This window comes from Bacteroides sp. OF03-11BH, from assembly GCF_003604005.1.
Taxonomy (GTDB): Bacteria; Bacteroidota; Bacteroidia; order Bacteroidales; family Bacteroidaceae; genus Bacteroides; species Bacteroides ovatus.
On the sequence record NZ_QTMW01000007.1, the window covers coordinates 84,394 to 103,363 of the forward strand.

The 18,970-nt window shown below is 43.5% G+C and carries 14 protein-coding genes; 8 read left to right on the plus strand and 6 right to left on the minus strand.

Annotation, left to right across the window (positions count from 1 at the left end; genetic code table 11):
- Positions 1 to 129: 129 nt before the first annotated feature.
- Positions 130 to 894 carry a diadenylate cyclase CdaA gene (cdaA, locus tag DXA54_RS07435; RefSeq protein ID WP_004309664.1) on the minus strand — a complete coding sequence of 255 codons (765 nt, stop codon included), beginning with the start codon at positions 892 to 894 and terminating at the stop codon, positions 130 to 132.
- 11 nt (positions 895 to 905) lie between these two features.
- Positions 906 to 1,772 (minus strand): dihydropteroate synthase, encoded by an 867-nt coding sequence (gene folP / locus DXA54_RS07440; RefSeq protein ID WP_207903493.1) that lies wholly within the window; start codon positions 1,770 to 1,772, stop codon positions 906 to 908.
- 117 nt (positions 1,773 to 1,889) lie between these two features.
- On the opposite strand from folP, the gene DXA54_RS07445 reads away from it, so the two are divergent.
- Positions 1,890 to 3,905 carry a sensor histidine kinase gene (locus tag DXA54_RS07445; RefSeq protein ID WP_008649552.1) on the plus strand — a complete coding sequence of 672 codons (2,016 nt, stop codon included), beginning with the start codon at positions 1,890 to 1,892 and terminating at the stop codon, positions 3,903 to 3,905.
- A 77-nt stretch (positions 3,906 to 3,982) separates the two neighbouring features.
- Positions 3,983 to 5,278, plus strand: coding sequence for a UDP-N-acetylmuramoyl-tripeptide--D-alanyl-D-alanine ligase (locus DXA54_RS07450; RefSeq protein ID WP_008649550.1), 1,296 nt, complete (start codon positions 3,983 to 3,985; stop codon positions 5,276 to 5,278).
- Between the two features lie 119 nt (positions 5,279 to 5,397).
- On the opposite strand, the gene DXA54_RS07455 is transcribed toward DXA54_RS07450, so the two are convergent.
- The gene (locus DXA54_RS07455; RefSeq protein ID WP_008649548.1) at positions 5,398 to 5,793 is read right to left on the minus strand and encodes a VanZ family protein; all 396 of its coding nucleotides are present in this window, start codon (positions 5,791 to 5,793) and stop codon (positions 5,398 to 5,400) included.
- A gap of 103 nt (positions 5,794 to 5,896) precedes the next feature.
- Here DXA54_RS07455 and DXA54_RS07460 point away from each other — a divergent pair, with 103 nt between their 5' ends.
- Together DXA54_RS07460 and DXA54_RS07465 are read left to right on the plus strand one after the other, a co-directional pair.
- A complete protein-coding gene (locus DXA54_RS07460; RefSeq protein WP_004309661.1) occupies positions 5,897 to 7,267 on the plus strand; it encodes a sodium-dependent transporter in 1,371 nt (456 codons plus the stop codon).
- The gene (locus DXA54_RS07465; RefSeq protein ID WP_004309660.1) at positions 7,267 to 8,184 is read left to right on the plus strand and encodes a helix-hairpin-helix domain-containing protein; all 918 of its coding nucleotides are present in this window, start codon (positions 7,267 to 7,269) and stop codon (positions 8,182 to 8,184) included. Before DXA54_RS07460 ends, DXA54_RS07465 begins: the two co-directional genes overlap by 1 nt.
- Positions 8,185 to 8,366: 182 nt before the next feature.
- On the opposite strand, the gene DXA54_RS07470 is transcribed toward DXA54_RS07465, so the two are convergent.
- The 3 genes from DXA54_RS07470 to DXA54_RS07480 are packed head-to-tail and all read right to left on the minus strand — an operon-like array spanning position 8,367 to position 11,882.
- Positions 8,367 to 9,023 carry an ABC transporter ATP-binding protein gene (locus DXA54_RS07470; protein WP_120079165.1) on the minus strand — a complete coding sequence of 219 codons (657 nt, stop codon included), beginning with the start codon at positions 9,021 to 9,023 and terminating at the stop codon, positions 8,367 to 8,369.
- A gap of 7 nt (positions 9,024 to 9,030) precedes the next feature.
- On the minus strand, positions 9,031 to 9,765 hold the full coding sequence (locus DXA54_RS07475) for a ThiF family adenylyltransferase (protein WP_032842925.1): 735 nt from the start codon (positions 9,763 to 9,765) through the stop codon (positions 9,031 to 9,033).
- On the minus strand, positions 9,747 to 11,882 hold the full coding sequence (locus DXA54_RS07480; protein WP_004305091.1) for a cation:proton antiporter: 2,136 nt from the start codon (positions 11,880 to 11,882) through the stop codon (positions 9,747 to 9,749). Before DXA54_RS07480 ends, DXA54_RS07475 begins: the two co-directional genes overlap by 19 nt.
- Positions 11,883 to 12,134: 252 nt before the next feature.
- Between DXA54_RS07480 and DXA54_RS07485 the strand changes: the two genes are divergently transcribed.
- The 4 genes from DXA54_RS07485 (at position 12,135) to DXA54_RS07500 (ending at position 18,961) form a co-directional block, all read left to right on the plus strand.
- A complete protein-coding gene (locus DXA54_RS07485) occupies positions 12,135 to 13,142 on the plus strand; it encodes an aspartate-semialdehyde dehydrogenase (protein WP_004299708.1) in 1,008 nt (335 codons plus the stop codon).
- A 240-nt stretch (positions 13,143 to 13,382) separates the two neighbouring features.
- Positions 13,383 to 16,220, plus strand: coding sequence for a TonB-dependent receptor (locus tag DXA54_RS07490; RefSeq protein ID WP_120079146.1), 2,838 nt, complete (start codon positions 13,383 to 13,385; stop codon positions 16,218 to 16,220).
- Positions 16,221 to 16,224: 4 nt separating this feature from the next.
- A complete protein-coding gene (locus DXA54_RS07495; protein WP_074556751.1) occupies positions 16,225 to 17,457 on the plus strand; it encodes a DUF4876 domain-containing protein in 1,233 nt (410 codons plus the stop codon).
- Complete coding sequence (locus DXA54_RS07500; RefSeq protein WP_120079147.1) at positions 17,450 to 18,961, plus strand: DUF6850 family outer membrane beta-barrel protein; 1,512 nt, start codon at positions 17,450 to 17,452, stop codon at positions 18,959 to 18,961. The genes DXA54_RS07495 and DXA54_RS07500 overlap by 8 nt, the downstream gene beginning before the upstream one ends.
- Positions 18,962 to 18,970: the final 9 nt, after the last annotated feature.

Genomic DNA, 18,970 nt, shown 5'->3' on the forward strand with positions numbered 1-18,970 from the left:
ATTCAAAAAGGGTTGGAAATAAAGCAAAATAGCGCCAAATAGCAGATAAAACAACAATGGTCGGAAGATGAGAGGCATTTTACCATGCTCATCTTCCGACCATTTGTCCGGTATGTGATTACAATAAAATCAGTTTTCTTTTGTCAATAGACTTTCCAGTTCTTCCGCATTCAGGCGGAGATAGAATTGTCCGCGATAGGCTACGGAGATAGCGCCCGTCTCCTCTGAAACAATAATGGCATGTGCATCCGACTGTTGAGAGATTCCCATCGCTGCGCGATGCCGCAAACCAAGTTCCTTCGGTATATTCAAATCATGGGAAACAGGAAGGATACATCCCGCCGCCTTGATACGTTTTTTGCTGATAACCATCGCTCCATCGTGCAACGGGCTATTCTTGAAAAAGATATTCTCGATTAAACGCTGATTGATTGCCGCATCAATCAATTCGCCCGTACGAACGACCTCATCTAAAGGAGTATTATGCTCAATGACAATCAATGCGCCAACTTTTTGTTTCCCCATGCTTAAACAAGCCATTACCACGGGCATGATATCATCGTGCTTCAACGATTCTTTCTTCGATCCGCTAAAGAGACGGGCCAATGCACTGACATGCCGGTGAGATCCCAAAGTCAAAAGGAAACGGCGTATCTCATCTTGGAAAAGCACAATCAACGCTATTACACCCACATTCATCAATGTGTCGAAAATAGAACCCAACAGTTTCATCTCCAGCACTTGTGTCACCACCAGCCAGATCAGAATAAAAACCAAAATTCCGGTGAATACCTTGATGGAGCCGGAAGCTTTCATCAGTTTGTAGGTATAGTACAAAACAAAAGCTACCAGCAGGATATCGATAAAATCTTTTATGCCAAACTCAAAAAACATGCACCCTCCTCTTATTTGTCATATCCACTCTCTATTTTTAATTTCTCTGTGATCCGGACAGCTTCCACCGCCTCACGCACATCATGTACACGCAGGATGTGCGCTCCTTTCATTAACGCAACAGTGTCCAATACGGTTGTCCCGTTTAACGAATCTTGCGGGGTTCCTCCCAATAATTTATAAATCATTGATTTCCGCGAAACTCCCACTAAAACGGGAAGTTCGAATATGTGGAATTCTTCCAGATGCGCCATCAGTTCATAATTATGCTCCAATGTTTTTCCGAATCCGAATCCCGGATCGAGAATGATATCTTTCACTCCCAAGTCGCGAAGTTGCTGCACTTTACGAGCGAAATACAGGAAAACGTCTTTAATCAGGTTATCATAAGACGGTTCTTTCTGCATACTTTGGGGTGTTCCCTTCATATGCATCATAATATAGGGCACTCCCAAGTCGGCTACTGTCTGAAACATCCGGTGGTCCATTTCACCGGCAGCTATATCATTAATCATAGCAACTCCATAATCTTTCACACATTCTTCGGCTACATCAGCCCGGAAAGTATCAACAGAGATAATAGCTTCCGGATGATTATGGTTCAGGATTTCCAGACCGGTACGTAGTCTGTTCATCTCTTCTTCAGCAGAAATATGTTCGGCATTCGCCCGTGAAGAATAGGCGCCTATATCAATTATCGAAGCACCTTCATCAAGTATCTGACGGGCCCGGGCAGCAATGTCCTCTTTGGTCTGCATCCGGCTGCCGGAATAAAAAGAATCGGGAGTTACATTCAATATTCCCATCACCTGCGGAGTAGCAAGATCGAGCAACCGCCCTTTTACATTTATATAAATAGGAGATATAGGTTTCATCATTGACAACATTCCTTTTAGATCGCCTACAAATGTAGATAAAAAAAGCAAGTATTCGTACTAAAAAGAAGAAATAAACGTATATTTGCAAACTATAGAAGAAACCGAAAAATTCATACCATGAGCCGATTAACCCTATTTCACGTAGGATTTCTTTTCCTCATTTTGTTCTTTACCACTACTGCTAAAGCTCAAAAAGAGGCTGAAACTTTCAATGTTGACTCTACTCTCTATGAATATTATCAACGTTGTCAAGAATACTTATTAGAGCCTGTTGTACTTAATATGTCCGACACTTTATTCCGAATGGCTGGCGAACGGCAGGACGAACGAATGCAGGCAGTAGCCATAGCCACTCAACTGGATTATTATTATTTCCAGGGAACCAATGAAGACAGCGTAATCCACTATACCAACAAAGTAAAAGAATTCGCCAAGGCCACTCATCAGCCTAAATACTATTACTTCGCATGGGCGAACAGATTAATCACCTATTACCTAAAAACAAGCAGAACAAACATAGCACTTTATGAAGTGCAAAACATGTTAAAAGAAGCTCAAGAAGAGGATGATAAGACCGGCCTCTCCCGTTGCTATAACATCATGTCGCAAATCTACACCATCAAAAGATTCGATTCAATGGCGTTCGAGTGGCGATTGAAAGAAATCGAACTGACTGAAAAATACAAGATCGAAAACTACAACATCTCCCAGACCTATGCCCAGATAGCCAACTATTACATCAACCAGAAAAAGCAAAAAGAAGCATTAGCTGCTGTGGAAAAAGCCATTGCGACTGCCAATTCCTCTACGCAACAAATATCTGCCAAGTTGGAATTTGTAAACTACTACAGCAAGTTCGGCGACTTTCAAGCTGCCGAAAAATTACTGAAGGAGTGTCAGGCGGCATTTGAACAGGACAAAAGACTGGAGTCTATCAAAAAGAGACTGTATAATATAGAATGTTTATACTACCAGCAGACCAAACAATATCAGAAAGCGCTGGAAGCCGCAAAGATGCAGGAAAAAGAAGAACGTCGTTTAAGCGAAAGCATACTTAGCAGCATCCATTACCGCACACAGGGAGAAATCTACCAAAAGATGGGAAATATGAACCTGGCGGTCAAATATCTGCAAATGTACATCAACACGGATGACTCTTTGAAAATAGCCAATGAACAAGTGTCCAGCAGCGAATTCGCCACCTTATTAAATGTAGAAAAGCTCAATGCCGAAAAGAAAGAACTCATGCTTCAAGCACAAGAGAAGGAGTTGCATAATAAAACAACCTTGATTATTTCATTGATTATTTTATTAGGTATCTTATTCATATTCCTTTATAGAGAAAATTTCCTGAAACGCAAACTGAAAGTTTCGGAAGCCGAACTTAAAACAAGGAATGAAGAACTTATGGTATCGAGGGAAGAATTGCGTAAAGCCAAAGATATAGCGGAAGCAAGCAGCCGGATGAAAACAACGTTTATCCAAAGCATGACGCACGAAATCCGCACACCGCTCAACTCTATCGTAGGCTTCTCGCAAGTATTAAGCGACCATTACAGCAATAGTCCGGAAACACAGGAGTTTGTCAATATCATCAAAAGTAACAGCAACGACTTGCTTCGACTGGTGACTGATGTGCTCACGCTGTCCGAACTGGATCAATATGAACAACTGCCCACTGACGCCGAAACAGACCTTCATGCGATCTGTCAACTTGCATCTGAAGTTGCCAAAGATAACACGCAGAAAGATGTGGAGGTTTTATTCGAACCTGAAAGAGAAAGCCTGCTCATACGCAGTAATTCGGAACGTATATCACAAGTATTGAACAACCTGGCACATAATGCCGCTAAATTTACGACTCATGGCAGTATTCGCATCGTTTATTCCGTATTGGAAGCTGAAAAGAAAATTGAAATCAGTGTGACCGATACAGGAACAGGCATCCCGAAAGACCAACAGGAAGCAGTATTTGAACGTTTCTACAAAATGAACTCTTTCACGCAGGGCACCGGGCTCGGACTTCCGATATGCCGGAGTATTGCCGAAAAGTTAGGAGGCAGCCTCCGAATCGACACTTCTTACACAGAAGGATGCCGGATGATCCTGACTCTTCCTTTGATATATGCCTAAGCAAAAAACTGCCCGAACTCCCATCAAATCCGAAAGAATAGCCTATCTTTGCAACGTTTTAAATAAAAGATCAGGTTATGAAACTTTCTGCTCTTTACCAGATTTTTCTGGATTGCCAATCAGTAACTACTGATAGCCGGAACTGTCCGGACGGTTCTTTGTTTATCGCCTTGAAAGGTGAGTCGTTCAACGGTAATGCATTTGCCAAATTAGCACTGGACTCCGGATGCGCGTTTGCCATTATCGATGAAATACAGTATGCCGTAGAAGGCGATCAACGATATATACTTGTAGACGACTGCCTGCAAACCATGCAGCAGCTTGCCAACTATCATCGCCGCCAACTCGGAACGCGAGTGATCGGCATTACGGGCACTAATGGGAAGACAACCACCAAAGAGTTAATTTCCAGCGTTCTCTGCCAAGCCCACAATGTACTCTATACTTTAGGTAATCTCAACAACCACATCGGCGTACCGACTACCCTGCTACGGTTAAAACCGGAACATGACCTTGCCGTCATTGAGATGGGCGCCAACCATCCGGGGGAAATCAAGTTTCTTTGCGAAATAGCCGAACCGGATTATGGTATTATCACTAACGTAGGCAAAGCTCATCTGGAGGGATTCGGTTCTTTCGAAGGAGTTATCAAGACCAAAGGAGAGCTTTATGATTTCCTCCGCAAGAAAGATGCCATCACCTTTATCCATCACGATAACCCCTATTTGATGAATATCTCACAGGGACTGAACCTGATTTCTTATGGAACAGAAGATGATCTCTATGTCAATGGCCGGATTACCGGCAATTCGCCTTATCTTGCTTTCGAATGGAAAGCCGGTAAAGACGGTGAAGCCCATCAAGTCTGTACACAATTGATCGGAGAATATAATTTCCCCAATGCCCTGGCTGCAATCACTATCGGACGTTTCTTCGGAGTGGAAACAAAGAAGATCGATAAAGCTCTGGCAGAGTATACGCCACAGAACAACCGTTCCCAACTTAAAAAGACAGAAAATAACACGCTTATCATCGACGCATATAACGCAAACCCAACCAGCATGATGGCTGCCTTGCAAAACTTCCGGAATATGACAGTTCCCCACAAGATGCTCATATTAGGAGATATGCGCGAACTGGGTGCTGATAGCCCGGCCGAACACCAGAAAATCGTTGACTACATCAAAGAAAGTAATTTTGAGAAAGTATGGCTCGTGGGAGAACAGTTTGCCGCAAGTGAACATTCTTTTAAAACTTATGCAAATGTGCAGGAAGTTATAAAGGATTTGCAAGAAGATAAACCCAAAGGATATACTATTCTCATTAAAGGTTCCAATGGAATCAAACTTAGTTCAACGGTAGAATTTCTATAAAGCCGGAATGATAAACGGTGAACGGTAAACGGTGAATAATGGATATGATATAGTCAACCATTATTCACCGTTTACCGTTCACCGTTTATCATTCACCGTTGTTGTTCATAGGTTGCCTTTTACTGCTTATTTATTTTCATCCTCGGTCGTACGACATAATAGGCCACTAAACTAGCCAGAACCGCCCCTGTTGTATTGGCCGCAAAATCCAACCAGTCTCCACCCCGGTAAGTAGTACAATATTCCTGCAACAATTCCACACAACCACTAAAAAGTACAGGGCAAAGGAATGCGCCTACCCATGCATGCCATATCGGAGCATTGTCCCTGCGATGTGCACGCAAAAATTCCAGCCACAGCATCCCCGACATACCCAAATACATACAAACATGAACCAGTTTGTCGAGGTTGGGAATTTCATCTAAATCCGTCTTAGGCGGTTTAAAGAACGACAGATAAATCACTGTCAGAATGATAAAAAGCGAGATTGGATATTTCTTAATATAAGATAGCATATCTAAATAATGTTACAATTTTCGTGCAAATATAAGTATCATTTTCTATATTTGCGCTCTAATACGTATATTTTATAACGATTTGTAAGATAAAACAAGATTTATGGCAAAAAATGATAGAGCAAACTTCGGCAGTAAATTAGGAGTCATACTCGCTTCTGCCGGCTCTGCAGTCGGATTGGGTAATATATGGAGGTTTCCCTATGAAACAGGAAACCATGGAGGCGCTGCTTTTATATTGATCTATTTAGGCTGCATTCTTCTTCTGGGATTGCCTATTATGATTGCCGAGTTCCTGATAGGACGCCGTTCGAGAGCTAACACAGCTAGAGCATATCAGAAATTAGTACCTGGAACACATTGGCGTTGGGTAGGACGCATGGGGGTATTGGCAGGCTTCCTGATACTTAGTTATTATGCTGTAGTAGCAGGATGGACACTCGAATATATTTTTGAAGCTGCTACTAATGGCTTTGCCGGAAAAACCTCCGGAGAGTTCATATCCTCTTTTCAACAATTCTCCAGTAGCCCATGGAGACCGGTTGTATGGTTGGTGGCATTCTTGTTGATTACTCATTTCATCATTGTGAAAGGGGTAGAAAAAGGAATCGAAAAGTCCTCCAAGATCATGATGCCTACCCTGTTTATCATTATCCTCATACTGGTTGTTTGCTCGGTCACTCTGCCGGGAGCCGGTGCAGGTATCGAATTCCTGCTCAAGCCCGACTTTAGCAAAGTGGACGGAAATGTATTTTTGAGTGCCATGGGACAAGCGTTCTTCTCATTGAGTTTGGGAATGGGATGCCTTTGTACGTACGCCTCCTATTTCAGTAAAGAAACCAACCTGACCAAAACAGCTTTCAGCGTAGGAATCATTGATACCTTTGTGGCGATACTAGCCGGATTTATCATCTTCCCGGCAGCTTTTTCCGTAGGCATACAACCTGATTCAGGTCCGAGTCTGATCTTTATCACCCTGCCTAATGTATTCCAACAGGCATTTAGCGGAGTTCCCATACTGGCATATATATTCTCTGTCATGTTTTATGCGTTGTTGGCAATGGCTGCTTTAACTTCTACCATTTCCCTGCACGAAGTAGTAACCGCTTATTTACATGAGGAGTTCAACCTCTCCCGTGGAAAAGCAGCAAGGTTAGTCACCGGCGGTTGTGTCTTCCTCGGAATATTCTGTTCACTATCACTGGGAGTCATGAAAGGATTTACCGTTTTCGGACTGGGCATGTTCGACCTCTTCGACTTTGTAACAGCTAAAATCATGTTACCACTGGGCGGATTGTGCATCTCCCTCTTTACCGGATGGTATCTGGACAAGAAGATTGTATGGTCGGAGATTACCAATGACGGTTCATTAAAGGTACCGGTATACAAACTCATTATCTTTATATTAAAATATATCGCACCAATCGCCATCTCACTGATATTTATCAATGAACTGGGATTAATCAAGCTATAATGTGGAAAGACTTCCTTTATTATACTAAAACAGAACGACAAGGCATTATCGTCCTTGTCGTTCTTATTTTAGGAGTATATGCCGCCCCTAAACTCTTCTCCTTTTTCACACACGCTGAAGATACCGACTGCAGAGAGAACGAGAAGTTCGATAAGGAATACAACGACTTTATTTCCTCCCTCCGGGAAACCAAACCTCACCAAAAGTCCGGTCATTCTTTTCAATCATCCCCTCAAAGGGAAATCAAGCTTGCGATGTTTGACCCGAACACCGCAGACTCCACTACTTTTCTTTCGCTTGGATTACCATCCTGGATGATAAAGAATATCCTGCACTATCGCTATAAACAAGGTAAATTCCGCCACCCGGAAGATTTCCGAAAGATATATGGACTCACGGAAGAACAATACCAGACTCTTCGTCCTTATATACAAATTACAGAAGATTTCAGTTCGACAAATAAAGACACGGTACGATTGTTAACCGCACCAAGCATACAACGGGACACCCTTGTGAAATATCTCCCGGGAACTGTCATCAGTCTCAACTCCGCAGATACCACCGAACTGAAGAAGATTCCGGGAATCGGAAGCAGCATTGCCCGGATGATTGTGAATTACCGCGAACGGCTGGGAGGCTTTTTCCGAATAGAGCAGTTACAGGAGATTCATCTAAAGGCAGAGAAACTCCGTCCGTGGTTTTCCATTGACACCCATCAGACACGCCGCATCAATGTAAATAAAGCCGGTATGGAACGAATGATGCATCATCCATACATAAACTACTACCAAGCAAAGGTTATCATAGAATATCGGAAAAAGAAAGGATTCTTAAAAAGTCTGAAGCAATTATCTCTCTATGAGGAGTTCACTCCTATTGATCTTGAACGGCTAGAGCCCTACATTTGTTATAATTAATAAAAAAAAGATGCATTCCTATCACACCAGACAAGAATGCATCACACACAAACAAAACAAACACTCTACTATCATCTTCACAGACTTCCGTAGAGAAGCGACTATAAATATATAGCTAAAAGATAGAACACTTGCAAGGCTCTACCTTTTTGGTATACATTTTTAGAAATTAGGTTCTCTAATTAATCTTTTTTAATCATACCATCCACCATATGAACGGTCCGGTCCGTAATTTTGGCAAGCCCCTCGTCATGCGTCACAATGACAAAAGTCTGCCCCAGCCGGTCCCTCAAATCGAAGAACAGTTGATGTAAATCTTCTTTATTATGTGTATCCAGACTACCGGATGGTTCGTCTGCCAGAATAACTGCCGGATCGTTGATTAAAGCCCTCGCTACCGCTACCCGTTGTTTCTCACCTCCCGACAGTTCATTCGGTTTATGAGAAGCCCGGTCAACCAGCCCCATGAAATCCAGAATCTTCATAGCGCGTTCATGCGCCTCCTTCGAAGCTACCCCCGCGATTAGGGCGGGAATCATCACATTCTCCAATGCCGTGAACTCCGGCAGTAGTTGGTGAAACTGGAAAACAAAACCAATATTCTTATTACGAAATGCAGATAGTTCTTTCTCTTTCATCCGGCTCACCACTGTTCCGTCAATCTGTACCACACCTGCGTCCGGTTCATCTAAAGTGCCCATTATCTGCAATAACGTAGTTTTACCCGCACCGCTCGGGCCTACGATACTAACAATTTCTCCTTTGTTGATTTCCAGATCAATGCCTTTCAACACCTGTAATGAGCCGAAACTCTTCGTAATCCCTTCTAGTTTTATCATAATAGCCTTATAATCGTTTAATGACATATTCAGCCAGATAACACCCAAACACGGCCGGCATATAACTAACTGTTCCACATGTCGATTTCTTATTCTGTTCATCCTCCGTCAGCAATACCGCTTTCGGATCGGCTTGCTCCGTACTGAATACCACCGGAAGTTTCCGTTTCATTCCCATCTTCTGCAAACGCTTTCGCACAGCCTTACTCAAACCGCAATGATACGTCTCCCAAAGATCGGCAAAACGAACCTGAGTAATGTCACTCTTCGCCCCTGCTCCCATACTGGAAACTATCTTTATACGACGTTTCATCGCTTCATAAATCAGAAAGCATTTCGGACTGATCGTATCAATAGCATCTACTATAAAATCATATTTATCGGCATCCAGCAGTTCCGGTATATTTTCATCCTTCAGGTAAACAGGAAGGACAGTCAGCTCAATCGCCGGATTTATATCTTTATAACGGGCTGCCAACACTTCCGCTTTCGTCCTCCCCAGCGTGGAATGCATGGCCGGCAACTGACGATTCATATTAGTAGGCTGCACTGTATCGGCATCTACAATCGTCATCCGCCCGACACCTGCACGGCAAATCATCTCGGCGGCATAAGCACCTACTCCACCCAGTCCCACGACCAATACGTGCGCGTTCCGGATGCGTTCCATCTTTTCCTCTCCTAACAGGAGTTCCGTTCTCTGTTGCCAGTCGTATCTTTCCATTAGTTTTTCTTTAACCATTTATAGAACCATTTGCCGACCTTCTCATAATGTTGAGACTCATTATGTCCACGAGGATCGGAGAATGACACAATTTCCTGCGGTTCGCCAAACTGGTCGGGATACAGGATTATCAAACTATTATTAGAGAAATATTTTCCTAATTGTGCCGGGAGACGTTCAAAAGAGGGATCATAAGAGATAGATCCGCGACGGGCAGAGATAACTACCAATAAATGGTCATAATTCACCTGCCCTGTCAACAGCAAGAGATCCTCCCACTCCTCCAATATGGAGAATTCCGTCGGAGTACCTGCATGTCGCTTTTTCACAAGTTGCTGAACACGCATCAATGTACGCTCATTGGCAAAAAAATGCACCCGACAGCCCAGGATACTTCCCATACGGCAGAAGTGTTCCACCCATTTAGAGAATCCCGATTCATATTCAGCCTTTGGCGGAACGGCAATATTGATTCGACGCAGGGTATTAACAGGCATCAGGAATTTGGCAATCATCACTTCACGATGCGTACCTTTCAACAGACTTTCGGCCAGATGTCCGAAGAAAGAGTCGACAATATTTGCTTTCCGGTGCAGACCGATCACAATATCCGTAGCTTCATACTCCTTGATTGTATGGATAATCCCCGAAGCAATATTCAAGTCATAGCGACTCACCATCGTAACAGGCACATCAGCGGCAGCGGCAATCATGGCCGCCTTCTCCAGATTACGTTTACCCTGCTGCTCTTTCTTCTCCGAACTATTATTGTCATTGATAACGTTCAATGCCACCAATGCATTTTTCTGCTTGGCATCCTTTATTACTAAAGCCAGATTAATCAAATCTTCAATCGTCTCCGGGTTAGCCACCGGAATCAAGATTTGTTCCGTATTTACTTTCTTAGCTTCTTCTTCCGCCTGCACATTTTCATCCAGAGCAAAACGACGTGCCGAACGTTCGGTTACCAAAGAACTGATGACACAAGTGAAAAGTATCATCACTACCGTACCGTTCAATACATCATCATTCAGCAACCGTTCTCCATTCTCCATAATGATTTCATGACCGATCAACACTGCTGCCAGTGTAGCTGCGGCCTGCGCATTACTTAAACCGAATATCATGCTCCGTTCATTCGACTGCATCCGATAGATCTTTTGTGTGATCCAGGCAGCCAGCCATTTACTAAAGGTTGCCACCACTGTCATCACAATAGCCACTTTCAATGCTTCACCTCCGGTAAACAGGCTTCTTACATCAATAATCATTCCGACACCAATCAGAAAATAGGGAATAAACAGTGCATTTCCCACAAATTCCAACCGGTTCATCAAAGGAGATACATGAGGAATCAGGCGATTCAATACCAAGCCCGCCAGGAAAGCTCCTAAGATTCCTTCCATTCCTACAAATTCCATCAATCCTCCTCCGAGGAAAACCATCGCCAGCACAAATACAAACTGCATCACGCTGTCATCGTACTTCCGGAAGAACCAGCGTCCGATACGGGGGAAAAAGAACACAATCAGAAATCCGAGGAAAGCCACTTTTGCCACAAGAAATACCCAGAACCAGCCATCGACAGTTCCCTTAAACATGCCTCCTATGACAGCAAGAATAATCAAAGCAAGGGTGACGGTGACAGCAGTACCACCAATGGTGATATTGACACTGCGCAAACGAGACAGTCCGTAACGACTAATAATAGGATAAGCAATTAAGGTGTGAGAAGCATACATACTTGCCAACAATACCGCCGTGAGAAAACCATATCCCAGCATACTCATACTACTCCATATTCCCAACACCATAGGAATCAGAAAAGTGAGCCAGCCGAACACGAAACTTTTCGTCCGGTTCTTCTTAAAGTCCTCCATATCCATCTCAAGACCGGCAAGGAACATGATGTAATAGAGCCCTACTTTGCCGAACAGTTCAAAACTACTGTCTCGGTCGAGTACATGAAAGCCGTGTTCGCCAATCAAGACACCCGCCAGAATCATGCCTATAATATGAGGTATATGGAGACGCCCCAAAATCATCGGAGCAAAAAGAATGATAATTAGTACCAAAAAGAACACCCAGGTCGGATCAGAAATCGGCAGCGTTAAATTGAGATCAAACAGGTTCATAGGCTGTGTTTTTTAGGAATTTTCTGCAAAGGAACAAAAAAGTTTGCAGAATCCAATGAATGTCTAATGGTCATTTCACTCCAATAACCACGTCCAACTATACGGAAGCATGAGTAATCCGCCGAAAAACTGAAATATTTCTCTCAAAATCGATGTTTATATGCTAAATTGTTATAATTTTGCAGCCAAATCTTTTCTATTCGACAGGATAAGGAGAGAAATTCAATATTCACAATTTAACAAAAGAAAAAGATGAAAGTAGCTATTGTTGGCGTAAGCGGAGCCGTAGGACAAGAGTTCCTGCGCGTGCTCGATGAGAGAAACTTCCCGATGGACGAGTTAGTTTTGTTCGGTTCTAAACGTAGTGCCGGAACAACATATACTTTCCGCGGTAAACAGATCGAGGTGAAACTCTTACAACACAACGATGACTTTAAAGGGGTAGACATTGCTTTCACTTCTGCCGGTGCAGGAACATCTAAGGAGTTCGAGAAAACAATTACCAAGTATGGTGCTGTGATGATCGACAACTCCAGCGCTTTCCGTATGGATGCCGATGTGCCTTTGGTGGTGCCTGAAGTAAATGCAGAGGATGCATTGGAACGTCCGCGCGGCGTTATCGCCAACCCTAATTGTACGACTATCCAGATGGTAGTTGCACTGAAAGCCATCGAAAAGCTTTCTCATATAAAAACCGTGCATGTGTCTACCTATCAGGCAGCAAGTGGTGCGGGTGCCGCTGCCATGGACGAATTGTACGAACAATATCGTCAGGTATTGGCAAACGAACCTGTGACTGTAGAGAAGTTTGCCTATCAGTTGGCTTTCAACCTGATTCCGCAGATCGACGTGTTTACAGAAAACGGTTATACGAAAGAAGAGATGAAGATGTATAATGAAACACGCAAGATCATGCATTCTGACGTAAAAGTTAGTGCAACTTGTGTACGTGTTCCTGCATTACGTGCTCACTCTGAAAGTATTTGGGTAGAAACTGAACGTCCAATTTCCGTAGAAGAAGCTCGTGAAGCGTTCGCTAACGGTGAAGGTCTGGTGCTGCAGGACAATCCGGCTGAAAAAGAATATCCGATGCCGTTGTTCCTGGCAGGTAAAGATCCGGTATACGTAGGCCGTATCCGCAAAGACCTGACAAACGAAAACGGATTGACTTTCTGGATTGTAGGTGACCAGATCAAGAAAGGCGCTGCACTGAATGCTGTGCAGATTGCCGAATATCTGATTAAAGTAAAAAATATCTAATACAATAGACTGGATATAATATCCGGTCAATGATAGATAAGCCAAATAAATCAACCGGTTTGCAATGTGATAGTAATCGCAATGCAAGCCGGTTTTTTATTCTCCAAGCTGCAATTAGAGGGAAAATACCTATTCGTAGGTAACGAGTCACTAGTTGTAGGTATCAGGATTTGCCAAAATAACTATTTATAGCGATTGATACAAACTCGTTTTTTATCGAATTTTGCGCAAAACTTATCTATGAAGTATTGTCTTTTTAATATAGCATTCTGGGGGCTACTATTTTTCAATTTATTTGAGGCCGCAGCTAATTCAAACATCTATACAATCTCGGGACGTGTGACCGAGGCAAAAACGAATTCCCCTTTGCCTGGTGCTTCTATTCTCATTAAAGGTACCTATTTGTGGACCGTATCCAATCAGAAAGGAGAATTTACGATACAAGGAGTACAGGAGGGAAAATATAATCTGGAGGTTTCTTTTCTTGGTTATGTACCGGCAACAATTCCCGTAAATGTGCGCAGCAATATCAATAACCTTCCTATCATACTCAAAGAAAATACACTTGCACTGGATGATGTAGTCGTTACTGCACAAGCACCTAAAAATGAATTAAACACGACGCTCACCATCGGAAATCATGCATTGGAGCATCTACAGGTATCCAACGTGAGCGATATCTCCGCTCTCCTTCCGGGAGGAAAGACTAAAGTGCCGGATCTTACCGCCAATAATATCTTCTCATTACGCGACGGAGGGTCAACAGCTGGTAATGCCACATTTGGAACAGCCGTAGAAGTGGATGGGGTTCGTATTGGAAACAATGGTTCGTTTGGCAATATGAGCGGAGTGGATACCCGGAATATCACTGTTGCAGATATTGAATCGGTGGAAGTCATCACCGGAGTGCCTTCGGCAGAATATGGAGACTTGAATAGTGGTATGGTCAAGATTCACACCCGGAAAGGGAAAACACCCTGGAACATATTGCTGTCTATCAATCCTCGCACCGAACAGGTTTCATTTGCTAAAGGATTGGATTTAGGAAACGATAAAGGAGTCATCAACATAAACGGTGAGTGGACCAAGGCTACTCAAAAGTTGGTATCTCCCTATTCTTCTTATACAAGAAGGGGATTCTCTGCCGGATATAGCAACACGTTCCTCAACGTATTAAGATTCGACATCGGTGTTACAGGCAATATCGGAGGAATGAATACCAAAGATGATCCTGATGCCTATTCGGGAGAATACAACAAAGTGAGAGATAACGTATTCCGGACAAACACTTCACTGGCCTGGCTGCTCAACAAATCGTGGATAACCAACCTCAAGTTCGACGCATCGATATATTACAATGATAATAACTCCCACGCGCATACGTTCTACTCGTATGCATCGGAGCAACCGGCTGTTCATGCCACGGAGGAAGGATATTTTATGGCAAACAAACTGCCATATACTTACTTTGCCGACCAAATCATCGACTCCAAAGAACTGGATTATGCCGCATCGTTAAAATATGAATGGAACAGACGGTTTAAGACTGTAAACAGCAACCTGAAAGCGGGTGTTCAATGGAAAGCAACAGGCAATGTGGGTGAAGGAGAATATTACAAAGACCCAGCATTGGCTCCGAACGGTTATCGTCCCCGTCCTTACACTACTTATCCATATATGCATAATGTTTCGCTTTATGCAGAAGAAAGTCTGTCATTTCCTGTGGGAAATACCATGCTTAGACTGATGGCAGGGGTACGTTGGGAACATTTGTTTATCAAGGGAACGAAATATAAGAACCTGAATACTCTTTCACCACGTTTCAATGCCAGATGGCAGTTGAACGAACATATCGCTATCCGTGGCGGTTGGGGAATTACCGAAAAGCTGCCCTCTTTCTACACCTTGTATCCCAAACAGGAATATCGGGACATACAGACCTTCGGCTTTTCCTATAATAAGATTGAATCATCTTATATATATTATAGTCAGCCCTACACGTTATTGCACAATGAAAACCTACGCTGGCAACGGAATCAGAACGCAGAAATCGGTCTGGACGTCAACATTGCCCGTACCCGGATTTCATTAGTCGGTTATTTCAACCGTACCAAGCTGCCGTATAAATACGCAAGTACTTATACTCCGTTCTCCTATGATGTGCTCCAATTGCCGGATGGATTCACTATGCCGACTAACCCGCAAATCAATGTAGATAACCAGACAGGGATGGTTTACATACGCGACAATGCATCCAGTTACTGGACTCCTATGGATGTCAAAGTGACCGACCAGACTTTTGTAAAGTCAACTTCTCCCGACAATGGAATGGACGTGATTCGTCGCGGAGCGGAAATGATTGTTGATTTCCCGGAAATTACTCCGATTCGCACGCAATTCCGGGTAGATGCCGCTTATACTTATACGAAATACATCGACAACTCTTTATCGTATTATTATCAGAATGGATGGTCGCACACCAGTCTTGCCAATCGTTCTTACCAATATGTAGGTATCTACGCCAACGGCGACAACTTATCGACTACTGCCAACGGCAAGCGTACCCACTCGCTGGATGCCAATATCACAGCCATCACCCGTATTCCGAAAGCCAGACTGATTATCTCGTGCCGACTGGAAGCTTCGCTTGTGAAGCGTTCGCAGAACATCTCCGAGTATCAAGGAAAAGAATATGCTTTCAATGTGAGCGAAAGCAGTAATACCCAAACCGGGGGAAGTATCTATGACGGTAACTCTTATACCGCTATCTGGCCGGTAGCATACCTCGACCTGAATAATGAGATGCATCCTTTCACATCAGCAGAAGCCGCGAATCCGGCATTCTCCTACCTGATACGCAAATCGGGCAATGCCTATACATTTGCAGCAGACGGATATGATCCTTATTTTTCTGCCAATATCAATATCACCAAAGAGATTGGAGACTATGTATCTCTTTCTCTCAATGCGATTAATTTCACCAACTCACGGCCTTATGTAAAATCTCATGCAACGGGTGTAAGCGCTCTCTTCACCCCGGATTTCTATTATGGACTTACTTGCCGTATCAAATTCTAACTATATGAAACAATTCATCTACATATTATTACTAACAGTGACTGGCATCTTTGCGGGATGCACAGATATCGATAAAGAGAATCCGTATGACAACCAGTTGCACAGCCTGCAGGTTACTGCCGTATATCCGGACGGATACACGGATCATCTCCGGGAAGGAGTGACCGTAAAGATTGAAGATGTCGACCGTGGAAATTCTTACAAGGCTAAAACCGACAAGAATGGAGTGGCGCAATTCTCTTTGACCAAAGGTATATACCGCGTACAAGTCAGCGACAAAGGCGGAAAGGATATTTTCAACGGATTAGCTGATAATGTCAAACTAACCAGCGGAGACATGTCTCTTAATCTCCCGCTCATTCATTCCAAGGCCGGGACGATCATTATTAAAGAGATTTACTGCGGAGGATGCACAAAGTTACCGCTGGAAGGAAATTATCAATCCGACAAGTACATTATCCTGCATAATAACGACTCGGAAGTGCAATATCTGGATAGTTTATGCTTCGGAGCACTCGACCCTTACAATTCACAAGCCACTAATGTATGGGTGACACAGGATGAAGCAACCGGAGCAACTATCTTCAAGGACTTTGCTCCCATCGTTCAGTGTATCTGGCAATTTGGCGGTACCGGTAAAACGTTCCCGCTTCAGCCGGGAGAAGATGCAGTGATTGCCATCAACGGAGCGGTTGACCATGCGGCACAATATCCGCAATCTGTCAACCTGAACAAACCCGGATATTTTGTATGCTATAATAATGTTTATTTTCCGAACACACAGTATCATCCGGCTCCGGGCGACCAGATCACACCGGATCATTACCTGAACGTAGTGTTGAAGACTGGCCAGGCGAACGCCTATTCATTCTCGATATTTTCTCCTGCCGCGGTTATTTTTAAAGCCAAGGATACCACGATACAGGACTTTGTTCTTAAAGAGGGAAGTATCATACAAAAACCGGGAAGCACTACGGATCAGGTGATAGCGGTACCACTCGATTGGGTGATTGATGGCACGGAAGTATATTATGGCGGTTCCTCCAACAATAAAAAGCGTATTTCTCCATCCATCGATGCGGGATATGTCACTCAAAGTGCCACATACAACGGACGCAGTTTATACCGTCATGTGGATGAAGAAGCGACACAGGAAGCGGGTTACGAAGTACTGGTAGATACAAACAACTCTTCTACCGATTTTTATGAACGGGAAAAACAATCTTTGCATGAGTGAGATGAAGAAAATATATATAACAGGTCTTTGGATTCTATGTCTGACATCCGGAGTTTCGGCACAGACTTATGACATCATCGAACGGCGTAACTCCTGGAATGCCGGGGCAAATGTCACAGGTATCATGATGGACAGTATTTCTGCTTCCTATGCCGAACTGTACGGAAAGAATAACCACGGTGATTTCCGCAACTATTACGAAGCAAAAGAAGCATGGAGTGCCGGAGCGGTAGCAAAGTCCATCACTCATCTGAAAGGTTATTCACTGACGGGTTCGTTCTCATTCGATCATACTTCAGGCAAGGATATGAGCGGTTCGATGTTTATCCACCCAGGATTTTATCCCGTAGACCTCCTGGAGTTCACACCCGGACGTAAAGACTTGCAAACTTACACTTTCATGGGTGGTATTGCAACTGATATTTCACCCAACTGGCGATTAGGAGGAAAGATAGACTTTGCCGCTTCCAACTATTCCAAACGAAAGGACTTGCGGCATACCAATTACCGACTGGATTTGAAAATAGCCCCCAGCATCATGTATCATTCGGGAGATATGGCGATCGGCTTTTCCTATATTTTCGGTAAAAACAGTGAATCTGTGAAAGCAGAAGTCATCGGTACAGCCGAAAACTCTTACAATACTTTTCTGGATAAAGGACTTATGTATGGAGCTTACGAGGCATGGGACGGGAGTGGAATCCATCTTAGTGAATCGGGCGTCAACGGTTTCCCCATCAAAGAATTGTCGAACGGGGTAGCCTTGCAACTTCAATGGAAAGGATTTTACGGAGATGCTGAATACACGTATTCTTCAGGTTCTGCCGGTGAAAGAGATGCTATCTGGTTTAAATTTCCAACCCACCGGATTACCTCCCATTTGAGTTATCATTTCAAACAGGGAAAGAAAGAGCATTTTCTGCGACTGAATTTGCAATGGTCACATCTGGTCAACAATGAAAATGTGATAACCAAGGAAACGGTAAACGGGATAACGATCACTCACGTACACGGTTCCAATCGTATTTTTGAGCAGGATGTTTTCTCCGTCCATCCCGAATATGAATGGATTAGTCCCCGCACGGAACTTCGCCTGGGAACGAATATATCAACATTCAGACGACTGACCACACAGATGTATCCTTATGTAGCTTCGGAAAAGATGCTTTGTAGCCGGACTTATATCTCCAGCGTATTTCATCTGGGGAAACTCGACCTGAAAGCGGCTGCATCCTTTGCCATAGGAAACTTTACCGAGAAAAACAGGACTACGGCAACAGATACGGAACCGGGTGACCCGCCTTATCGACTGACTGATTATTACAATCTGAAAAATGAATATACAACTGCCCCACAGACGACTTTTCACCTCGGATTGCGCTATCATTTCAACTATGGAGTTTATGCGGAAGTACAGGGTAGTTATACGCACGGTTTCAACCTGCAATATATAGATGGTTCGAACCGTTGGAACGAGACTATCAAATTAGGATATACTTTTTGAAAACAATGA

What these genes read in the sequence shown, in the direction of transcription:
- DXA54_RS07465 (WP_004309660.1), top strand. Translation starts at nt 7,267, where the DNA reads ATGTGGAAAGACTTCCTTTATTATACTAAAACAGAACGACAAGGCATT.
- DXA54_RS07500 (WP_120079147.1), top strand. Translation starts at nt 17,450, where the DNA reads ATGAGTGAGATGAAGAAAATATATATAACAGGTCTTTGGATTCTATGT.
- folP (WP_207903493.1), bottom strand. Translation starts at nt 1,772, where the DNA reads ATGATGAAACCTATATCTCCTATTTATATAAATGTAAAAGGGCGGTTG.
- DXA54_RS07495 (WP_074556751.1), top strand. Translation starts at nt 16,225, where the DNA reads ATGAAACAATTCATCTACATATTATTACTAACAGTGACTGGCATCTTT.
- cdaA (WP_004309664.1), bottom strand. Translation starts at nt 894, where the DNA reads ATGTTTTTTGAGTTTGGCATAAAAGATTTTATCGATATCCTGCTGGTA.
- DXA54_RS07445 (WP_008649552.1), top strand. Translation starts at nt 1,890, where the DNA reads ATGAGCCGATTAACCCTATTTCACGTAGGATTTCTTTTCCTCATTTTG.
- DXA54_RS07490 (WP_120079146.1), top strand. Translation starts at nt 13,383, where the DNA reads ATGAAGTATTGTCTTTTTAATATAGCATTCTGGGGGCTACTATTTTTC.
- DXA54_RS07455 (WP_008649548.1), bottom strand. Translation starts at nt 5,793, where the DNA reads ATGCTATCTTATATTAAGAAATATCCAATCTCGCTTTTTATCATTCTG.
- DXA54_RS07485 (WP_004299708.1), top strand. Translation starts at nt 12,135, where the DNA reads ATGAAAGTAGCTATTGTTGGCGTAAGCGGAGCCGTAGGACAAGAGTTC.
- DXA54_RS07450 (WP_008649550.1), top strand. Translation starts at nt 3,983, where the DNA reads ATGAAACTTTCTGCTCTTTACCAGATTTTTCTGGATTGCCAATCAGTA.
- DXA54_RS07460 (WP_004309661.1), top strand. Translation starts at nt 5,897, where the DNA reads ATGGCAAAAAATGATAGAGCAAACTTCGGCAGTAAATTAGGAGTCATA.
- DXA54_RS07480 (WP_004305091.1), bottom strand. Translation starts at nt 11,882, where the DNA reads ATGAACCTGTTTGATCTCAATTTAACGCTGCCGATTTCTGATCCGACC.
- DXA54_RS07470 (WP_120079165.1), bottom strand. Translation starts at nt 9,023, where the DNA reads ATGATAAAACTAGAAGGGATTACGAAGAGTTTCGGCTCATTACAGGTG.
- DXA54_RS07475 (WP_032842925.1), bottom strand. Translation starts at nt 9,765, where the DNA reads ATGGTTAAAGAAAAACTAATGGAAAGATACGACTGGCAACAGAGAACG.